This window comes from Autumnicola edwardsiae (genome assembly GCF_031846505.1).
Taxonomy (GTDB): Bacteria; Bacteroidota; Bacteroidia; order Flavobacteriales; family Flavobacteriaceae; genus Autumnicola; species Autumnicola edwardsiae.
The window spans coordinates 1-9,254 of sequence record NZ_JAVRHP010000113.1 but is presented as its reverse complement, the minus strand read 5'-3'; the positions used below and the strand labels follow the sequence as shown (position 1 = coordinate 9,254).

General features: G+C 39.1%; 11 protein-coding genes. 3 read left to right on the top strand and 8 right to left on the bottom strand.

Going from position 1 to position 9,254, the window contains the following annotated elements:
* The 3 genes from RM529_RS14940 to RM529_RS14930 form a co-directional block, all read right to left on the bottom strand.
* Positions 1-491: transporter substrate-binding domain-containing protein (locus tag RM529_RS14940; RefSeq protein ID WP_311485554.1), on the bottom strand; the 491-nt coding region annotated here is incomplete at its 3' end.
* Positions 492-574: 83 nt separating this feature from the next.
* Positions 575-1,027: a 3D domain-containing protein gene (locus RM529_RS14935; RefSeq protein ID WP_311485553.1), complete on the bottom strand. Its 453-nt coding sequence runs from the start codon at positions 1,025-1,027 to the stop codon at positions 575-577.
* A gap of 11 nt (positions 1,028-1,038) precedes the next feature.
* Entirely contained in the window at positions 1,039-2,502 is a 1,464-nt protein-coding gene (locus tag RM529_RS14930) for a Gfo/Idh/MocA family protein (RefSeq protein ID WP_311485552.1), read from the bottom strand.
* A gap of 245 nt (positions 2,503-2,747) precedes the next feature.
* Here RM529_RS14930 and RM529_RS14925 point away from each other — a divergent pair, with 245 nt between their 5' ends.
* The 3 genes from RM529_RS14925 (at position 2,748) to RM529_RS14915 (ending at position 4,232) form a co-directional block, all read left to right on the top strand.
* Positions 2,748-3,179, top strand: a complete 432-nt coding sequence (locus RM529_RS14925) for an FKBP-type peptidyl-prolyl cis-trans isomerase (protein WP_311485551.1) — start codon at positions 2,748-2,750, stop codon at positions 3,177-3,179.
* A gap of 150 nt (positions 3,180-3,329) precedes the next feature.
* The gene (locus tag RM529_RS14920; RefSeq protein ID WP_311485550.1) at positions 3,330-3,743 is read left to right on the top strand and encodes an OsmC family protein; all 414 of its coding nucleotides are present in this window, start codon (positions 3,330-3,332) and stop codon (positions 3,741-3,743) included.
* A gap of 30 nt (positions 3,744-3,773) precedes the next feature.
* Positions 3,774-4,232: a DUF2267 domain-containing protein gene (locus tag RM529_RS14915; protein ID WP_311485549.1), complete on the top strand. Its 459-nt coding sequence runs from the start codon at positions 3,774-3,776 to the stop codon at positions 4,230-4,232.
* A gap of 61 nt (positions 4,233-4,293) precedes the next feature.
* On the opposite strand, the gene RM529_RS14910 is transcribed toward RM529_RS14915, so the two are convergent.
* From RM529_RS14910 to RM529_RS14890, 5 genes are all read right to left on the bottom strand, one after another.
* Positions 4,294-4,989 carry an N-formylglutamate amidohydrolase gene (locus RM529_RS14910; protein ID WP_311485548.1) on the bottom strand — a complete coding sequence of 232 codons (696 nt, stop codon included), beginning with the start codon at positions 4,987-4,989 and terminating at the stop codon, positions 4,294-4,296.
* On the bottom strand, positions 4,986-6,206 hold the full coding sequence (locus RM529_RS14905) for a carboxylate-amine ligase (protein WP_311485547.1): 1,221 nt from the start codon (positions 6,204-6,206) through the stop codon (positions 4,986-4,988). The genes RM529_RS14910 and RM529_RS14905 overlap by 4 nt, the downstream gene beginning before the upstream one ends.
* Positions 6,203-7,660, bottom strand: coding sequence for a RimK family ATP-grasp domain-containing protein (locus tag RM529_RS14900; protein WP_311485546.1), 1,458 nt, complete (start codon positions 7,658-7,660; stop codon positions 6,203-6,205). The genes RM529_RS14905 and RM529_RS14900 overlap by 4 nt, the downstream gene beginning before the upstream one ends.
* A gap of 243 nt (positions 7,661-7,903) precedes the next feature.
* Entirely contained in the window at positions 7,904-8,617 is a 714-nt protein-coding gene (locus RM529_RS14895) for a TVP38/TMEM64 family protein (protein WP_311485545.1), read from the bottom strand.
* A gap of 4 nt (positions 8,618-8,621) precedes the next feature.
* Positions 8,622-9,254, bottom strand: a 633-nt coding sequence (locus RM529_RS14890) for an SdiA-regulated domain-containing protein (RefSeq protein ID WP_311485544.1), incomplete at its 5' end; no start/stop codon positions are given.

Genomic DNA, 9,254 nt, shown 5'->3' with positions numbered 1-9,254 from the left:
TTCTTTTTTCTCTCAAAAATCCATACAAGAAACCCGAAAATGAAAATAACACCCAGAAGGATAAGAATTGCAGAAATAAAGTTCCAGCTTACAATATTCTTAATGTAGTTCCAAATTTCAAGTTCTTTCCTTTTAGCTATACCGGTGTTTGATATAAAATACGGTTGGGAAAAATCCATAATCTGCATCCTGTTATCTGTAACAGTAATAGGATTAATACTAAAATCTACTTCCTTGTTCTGAATCCCGCCGAGTAATTTGTTTAAAGAACTATAGGTTCGGAATTCGTATTCAGCTCCCAATTTTTCGTTTACCAGCTCCCAGGAAGATATACTTAATCCTGAAAAATTTCCGTTTTCTTCTGTAATAAATGGAGGGGCTTCTGTAATGCCAATTATCAACCTCTGGTCTGCAACCCCGGTAGAATCCTGAGCATTACTTGTTGGTGAAAGAATAAAAAAGGTAAGAAACAGGAAAAAAAATAATCTCATATAGAAAAGCTTGTGTTTTACTGCAAGGTAACAAATAACAGGAAGAGCGAAAATTTGAAGGAAATACTAAAACAAAAATCTGTTTATTCTGAAGCAGCTTCTTCTTCGACCACATAATAAATTTCGAGCTTTTTTCTACCGAACTCCCGGGCCTTCTGCGAATCTTTCCCCATATAAATATCTATCTTATTTTTCCACCGGGCATTCATTTTATCTTTCACCCGAAATTCTCCTTTAAATCCTTCAATTTTTACCATTGTGTTGTAGTCCAGTCCTCTTCGTATCAAATCCCTGGATACTGCAATAACCTTTTGACCGGGTTTTAACGTGTCTCCCCAGGCGGTAATGTTCGCATCTCCTTCGCCCTGGTAATCCAGAGAGTTATAGGCTGAAGCGGTTACAGATAAAGTGTCCCAATTCACATCGGGTTCATTATTCATAAAATCACAAGCTGAAAAACTTGCTACCCATGTAAGTAAAATAATTCCTAAAACCGATTTCAGGAACAGGGATTTCAAGTTTTTCAGCTTTTTCATAATCTTGATTTTTACAGACTCCAGCCGTCCCGGTAGTCCCGTTTTACAAATTTATTCGCTTCATCCAGGTTGGTCACCCGCATGTTATCTGCATCCCAGATCATCTTTATATCCCTTCCCGGATAATTGTACCTGGTTTGCCCCTCATCATTTTGATAAGGTTTTCTAATATCCACACCTCTTAACGCCAGATTGGCAATTAAAAGTGTTTCTGTAAGAGGGCCTGCAATTTCAAAAGGCGAACTCATCTTTTTATTTCCGTACCCGGCAATTGCTCCTTCCACCCACTGGGCGTAGTGCCCGCTCTCACCTCCCGGCACCCGCTCGATTTTCTGCGGAACGTTGACGGTCTCTGTTCGTGAAGTTGGCAGCAACCTGGGGTCACGGCCATAAGTACTGCACATCATTTTTCCTTTTGTGCCTATAAACAGTACTCCGTTCCCACCATCTCCAAAAGTTTCATTGGGACCTAATTCTTCAGGACGTGTAGGTTTTATTCCGCCATCCATCCAGTGCATTGTAACGTCACCATCTGTCTTTTCGTTTTCAGGAAAAGTCATAGTCACGTGACTTGAAGGAGGGCAACTTTCAGGAAAATATCCTCTTTGGAATTCATCTACATACACACTTCCCACACTACATTGTACATCTTTAGGATATTTGAGATCCAAAACCCGGTACGGAGGTTCAATTAAATGGCAGCCCATGTCACCCAGTGCACCTGTGCCGTAATCCCACCAGCCACGCCAGTTGAAGGGAACCAACCCGCTAATGTATTCTTTATAGGGAGCTGTTCCTAACCATAAATCCCAGTCCAGCTCTTTTGGTACAGAAGCATTTCCCTGCTCCGGCCATGGAATTCCCTGCGGCCATACCGGCCGGTCTGTCCACACGTAAACGGTATGTACTTTTCCTATAAGATCTGCATCATACCACTCCATCATTTTTCTCACTCCATCCCCAGATGCTCCCTGGTTTCCCATTTGAGTTACTACCCGGTTTCGCGTGGCACCTTCAGTTAACTTTCGGGCTTCATAAATATCGTGCGTTAATGGCTTTTGAACATATACATGTTTTCCCAAATCCATGGCCGCCATTGTTTGTACGGCATGGTTGTGATCTGGTGTAGAAATGGAAACAGCATCAAAATTCTTGGACTCCTTGTCCAGCATTTCCCTGTAATCCTTGTAATACTTCGCTTTCGGAAAACGGGCAATGGAATCGGCCGCGCGGCGGTCGTCCACATCACACAAAAAGCCAATATCGGCTTTTCCGGTTTTGGCGAAGTTATGGATGTCACTTTCACCTTTACCACCTACACCTATTCCTGCTACTACCAGTTTATCACTGGGAGCAAGAAAACCGGGACCACCCATAACATGTCTTGGGATAAAAGTAATTCCTGCCGTGGCAAGTGCAGTACTTTTTAAAAAATTTCTTCTGGAGTTTGGGCTGGATGCCTCCTTTTTCTTCATGGAACAGCGTTGTATAGATGTTAGTAATTTCTCAGTCCATTTTCATTTGCTTTAAATGAAATTCAGTGACTAAACCGTATGAAATGTTAAATAAGCTCTTCAAATTATATAAAAAAGTTAAGGTTTCCAACTTATTTGCCATAAAGACTGTGATGGTTTGGAAGTCCTTTAGATAAATGTACCTTTGCAAAATTAAGTGGCTGAAGATTAAACAGAAGCCAATTTTATAATTGTAAAACAAAGATATGAGTCAAGTAAAACAGAATGACACGGTAAAGGTACATTACACTGGAAAACTATCTGACGGACAGGTATTTGACAGCTCTGTGGAAAGAGGTGAGCCTATAGAATTCACTCTTGGACAGGGGCAGTTGATCCCAGGTTTTGAAAAAGGCCTTATCGACATGCAACTCAACGAAAAAAAGACTGTAAACATTCCTAAGGAAGAGGCTTATGGAGAGCCAAGGGAAGAGCTGGTACAAGAAGTAGAGAAAAGCCAGTTACCTGAAGATATAAAGCCTGAAGTTGGAATGGGACTTGTTTCCAAAAGCCCTGACGGAAGAGAGATGAACCTTGTAGTTAAGGATGTAAAAGAAAATTCTATTGTTGTGGATGGTAACCACCCACTTGCAGGAAAAGACCTTGTTTTTGACCTGGAAGTTGTGGAGATCAAGTAATCCTATAACAACATTTTATATTATTGAAGCCCTGCATCTTGCAGGGCTTTTTTTATTCGGTTTGCAACATTAAAAAAGGGTTAAGGTTATTGTAATTGTTTGGCTTTTACCAGATGTCTTTTTAACTTATTGAAAACTAAAAAAGTAATTATGAAAAGACATGCAACTGCCGTGTGGAACGGTTCTATAAAAGAAGGAAAAGGAAAAATTAGTACCCAAAGCGGAGTATTGGATCAAACCCAGTATTCTTTCAAAACCCGTTTTGAAGACGGAAATGGCACAAACCCCGAAGAACTGATAGGTGCAGCACATTCCGGATGTTTTGCAATGCAGTTATCCGCTTTTCTTGGAGAAGAAGGTTTTACTGCAGACACCTTATCTGCAAAAAGTGAGATTACTTTTGAAGATGGTACCATCAAGAAGTCCCACATTACGCTACATGCAAATATTCCTGATATTGAAAAGGATAAATTTGAAGAATTAGCAAATAAAGCCAAGGACAATTGCCCTATTTCCAAACTTCTTGATACCGAAATCTCCCTTACGGCAAAACTCGAAAATTAAAGAAACTGAATTTCTAATTTAAAAAGGAAGATGATGGCGACGAAAGATTTAAATTTTGAAACTTTTTCACAGGACGCACACGAATATATGAACTACCTCGCTCAGGAGCTGGGACATCCACAGGAAAAGAGCAGGGTCTTAAAAATATGGCGCGCGGTAATGCATACGTTGAGGGATCGTATCCATTTAGGGGAATCACTTCAGTTAATAGATCCTTTAAACGCTATTTTAAAGGGTATTTATGTTGAAAACTGGAAGTTTTCAGAAAAGCCACCGTTGGAATATGACACTCTGGAGGAGATGAAAGATGAAGTTAAAAAGCTTCAGAAGTTTTATGGAGAAGATGATTTTCCGTGGAAAAAACCTACGGAAGAAATTATCCTTATAACCCTAAACTCTCTCCAAAAATTTATGGACAAGAGCCAGTTAGAGCATATAAGGGGGCAAATGCCCAAAGAGATTAAAACGTTTCTTGAAGGTAAAATTTAAATGAGAGATATACTTTTAAAGAGGTTGCCCAAAACTGAATATTCTGTTTTTGGCAGCTTTTTTATTTTTCAATCATTTGCAGTGTAGCCTTCAGACTATCGAAAATTGCCATTTTCAGCCTCTCATCCATTTTGTTATTCTGAACAAACTTCTGATTCACTTCCAGTTCAATTCCTGAGTAATTATTGGGGAAATTTGATCTCAGAAACGTGGTAAGTCCATCAGATTTGCCCAGATAAGGATAATTAAACCTGATTTTTAATTCCGGATTTTCCTGTTGAAGACGTTTTTTAAGTAAAGTGCAAAATTCTTCTTCCGCAGACCTAGCGGGATCAAATAAAAGGCCAATATCGGCATCCCTTATTTCTCCATCCAACTCTGGAGTAAAACTATGTACCGAAAAATGCACTAACCTCTCCCCTTTTTCTATAAAATCTTCAATTTTTGTGGCTACAGATTCCCGGTAAGGAAAATAATACTGCTCCAGGACTTCCTGCTTCTCCTCATTTGTTAATTCAGCACTGAATTCTGAAAAAAGCTGGGGATGATTTTCAGAACGGTTTACTTCGACCAACAGCCGACTCGTTTTTTGATAGGCACCAAAATTTGCCAATCCCGAAACTGCTTCAAAAAGATCAAATGCTCCGGGATCATATCCGCGGTGCGTATTTAAAACTTCTTCTGCTCCAGCGAATAAATGCGAATATTCATCGGGAATTGCATTAAATGCATGTTCACAGGTTAAAATTAGTTTCATGGTTTAAAAAATTTGTTTTCAGCAAGACAAAACGCCAGATTCCTGTAGGTTTTTTCAATATTCTCTTCTGAAAAATCCTGCCGGAGGGATTTTAGAATTCTTGTAGAGAGACTTCCGTTCTCCAGGATAAATTCAATATTTTCTTTATGCTTTACTGAAATTCTGGATTCCACCCTTCTAAATAATTTCTTCCATAGCTCAGCAGCCGTAGCATTTTCCTGAAGATCAAAAACATCAAGATAAGCCGCATTGCTAATTTGGCAATTTTCGGCATCCCTTATTACGCCGTTAAAAATCTGCAACAAATCCTCTTCATGCCACTTCTTCTGATCTTCCAGTGCGATAAGCTCCTCGCTTACCAGTAACTTCAAAACTTCAATAATAAGAACAGCAACGGCAACATCGGCTTTTGGACATTCCTGAATATCAATCACCCTTATTTCTATCGCATTCCTGTCAAACCTCGCGATCGCACCGCGGGAGTTCAGGAAATGGTGATCCAGAATATGCTCTGTATCATGCGGTTTTATTGCTTTATTAATAGGCATGAAAATTTTCTCGAAATATTCATCTCTGCTAAAAACCTGTTCCGGAATTATTTTCCCCGCCATTTCAGGAATTTCCTTTTGATTAGTTTTATAAACTTCCATCCGACTGTCTAAAAATCCGGTGCTTTTTCCGTCAAAAATAGGAGAACTGGCGCTTAATGCGGGAATAATTGGAAGCAACAATCGTACTGCTGCGTGCAATTTTTCAAATTCAGTATCATCAAAAAACGGCAAATTAATGTGCATACTTTGCACGTTGCTCCAGCCATGCCCGCGACAGTCAAAAATCCGGTTGTAAAGGGCATAAATCTTACTGTAGTTATGCTGCCACAGCTGTGTTTCCGTTCCAGGATTCATTAAAGGGTGTGCCGCAGTGGGCAGTAATTCAGAATCAAACTCCTTCAGCAAAAGGTTGATTTCCCGGATGTTTTCAGAAAACTTTTCGGAAAGATTATCAAGATCGGCGGTCGGGCCGTTGGTTTTTAACTCGAGCACGTGTGCTACCAGCTCATTGCTCCACTCGATTTCACCATTAGAAACATCTGAAGTAAGTTTCCCGTTTTTCTTTGTTAAGAGCTTATCTACTATTGGATTTACCTTAAAAGTGTTTGAATTAACCAGCATATATTCCAGTTCGATCCCAAAAACTTCAAATAAACGGTAACTCATATTTCTCCTTTTTTAAGCCTGCTTTTTAACGCAGATAAAATTTCGATATAAACCTGATCTCCGTAAAAAGCGTCTTCCACACCAAAGTCGATGTTAGGATTGTCGTTAATTTCTATCACCATCGGCCTCTTATTTACTTCCTTAATATCGATTCCGTAAAGACCTTGTCCCATTAATTTAGCCGATTTTAGAGCCATCTCGAGGATCTTTGGAGGAACTTTTTCTATAGGAAGACAATCTGCATTTCCATCCTGATCGTCTTTTTTCTTGGCATCCCAATTGTAAATTTGCCAGTGCCCTTTGGCCATATAATACCTGCAGGCAAAAAGCGGCTTGTTGTCCAGGATTCCTATGCGCCAGTCGTAATCTGAAGGAGAAAATTCCTGCGCGATCACAAGATCTGACTTTTTAAGCATTTGCTGTACCAGTTCCTTATATTCTTCTTCTGTACCGGCTTTTTTTACTCCAAAGGAAAAAGTGGAATCGGGAGATTTTAGAACTACCGGCAAACCTGTAATTTCCAAAACCTGGTGTGTATTGGCCTTATGCACAATAACCGTCTTTGGAGTGGCAATTCCGGCATTTTCCAGGGCTTCTGCCATAAAAACCTTGTTACAACATTTAAGGATAGCATCGGGATAATCTACCAACGCGATACCTTCCTGCTGGGCTTTTCTTGCAAAAGCGTAAGCTTCATTATTAACTTCGGTACTCTGGCGGATAAACAACGCGTCAAAAGCAGATAACCTGGAGAGATCTTTGGGAGAAACGACTTCTACATAAAAATTCATTTTTTCAGCCAGTTCTACAAAACGTTTTATGGCTTTGGAATTGCTTGGCGGTGCAGGATCTCCCTGCTTTACCAAAATGGCAAGGTCATATTCGGCTATATTCTGTCGCGGAGTATCATAGCGTTTTTTCGAAAAGTACTGAGCAGCGAAGTGGTGCATACTCTCCTTATGGTCTTCGGGAATTTCAGCTTCAGAAATTGCTTTAATGCTCTTGATATTCCATTTAATAGTACGCACAAAATTTACCCTTAAAAAAGGAATCTGAAAATGCCTGTAAAACATGGCGCTGAGTTCCTTATACTTCTGGGCAACATTCTGTCCAAAGTAGATACTCAGCGTAAACTCTGAAGCTTTAATACTTTTTAAACTCTTCTGGATAACATCTTCAAACTCTTCAGAAACAATTTTCACCAGTTTCGGCTCCCGCAGGTCTACGATATTTTTGACGGTAGGAATAGCCATATGGCCCCTGGCTTCAGCTAAAAGTGATACATAATAACCCTTGCTCTGGTAGGAATAATCCTTGCAAAGATTAAAAATACGAGCTTTTTTTAATTTCGAATATTTGGGGTTTGTAAGGTAGGATTGCGCAGAAATAATCTCCACGTTCTCCGAAAGCACTGCCCAGTTTTCGGGATGATTTACAACAATATATTTATTCATTAAAGAGTAGAAAGTTTATCCAAATGTAATCGAAAAACGGATAGCTTAAATAAGTTTTTTTAGCCTCTATGTTAAGAATTTAGCCAAAAAAAAGGCTCGTGCAAAACGAACCTTTTTTTACAGTTTATTTCTTATAATTAATGAAACGGAAATGGGGATCCATATGAAATAAATTTTATTCACCCTGGAAGGTATGCCTTAAAATGCCAATTTTCGTATCTTTGTTGCTCTTCTGAAATATGTTTAATGGTTCTTCTTTCGTTTCTTTTTGTCCCACCATACGTAGGCAATAAAAAGCACCAAACTTATAATAGAACCCCACAGCAGTCCCGTTTTTAGGCCGTCTGTACTTCTCCCGATAATTGCAATAAATAGAGTAAGGGGTGCGATACCGGCTAAAGTAGCACCAATAAATTTCCAGTAACCCATTTTAAGGATTCCACCTACAAAACTAATGGCATCATTGGAAAGGAAAGGATTTAACCGGGTGATAAAAATGGCCCAGAATCCATAATCATCCAGAAAATCGGCTACCTTTTTCTCTGATTTTTCTCCGATAACTTTTTCTACAATCACAGGACCAAAATACCTTCCAATAAAATAACCTACCGAAGATGCCGAAAACACCGCTGCAAAGACAATTACGCTTCCATAAATGGGGCCGTAAGCGACAATAGAAACCACCATTAACAGGATTGTAGGGATTACCAGCAGAAACATTTGTACAATCATTGTTAGGATAAGAACTACAGGGCCAAACCATCCAAACTGGCTCACCCAGTTCTCAATGCGCTCCTGGTCATCACTTGTTAATACGCTCCAGGCTTCGTCCAAAGAATTTTGAACTCCCGGAATTAGAAAATAGCTCAAAACCAAACCAGCAACAATGGCCAGTGAAATATACAAAGGTGCCTTACTTTTTTTTACGCTTGTAGTTTCTATCTGATTACTATCCATGTGTCTAGTTGGTTTCTTTCAATTTTATTTCCAGAATATTGGCAGGCGTGCCTTCGTTGGAAATATACATTTTTCCTGAAGGACTAAAGGTAATACCTTCAGGCTGATTAAAATCGTCTTCGTTTAATGTAATAATTTTTTCAGCATCTCCATTGCTGCTCATAATTAAAATCTTTGGATCCTTACCATCCAATATATAAATTTTACCGCTTTCAGGATGAATAGCAAGGTCTGAAGGACTCATTACCTTGCTTAATTTCTTCTCCTTTATTTTGCTGAAAATTTTATCCTGAAGTTCAATGCGAAAAACGGGTTGATGCCGAAATTTGCCATTTTTAAGGTTGTACTCATAAATTCCTTTTGAAGATTTTTTAATGCCCTTATCTTTTACAGCCAGCAGGATTCGGTTTTGTTGACTGTCCATAAAAATGCTTTCAATATTCTGTTTTGCGCTTAAACCTGTCTCTATAATAGAAACTTCAAATTGAGGTTGCTGAAAATTTTTTACTTCAGTTATAGTTCCATTGCTTTCAACTATGTAAGCAGTACTGCCGTTTAAGGTAATTCCCTCATAATCCCCGCCTCCTCCAAACTTAATTTTCTTTTCAATTTTAGAACTCAGGAGATCATAGATAAA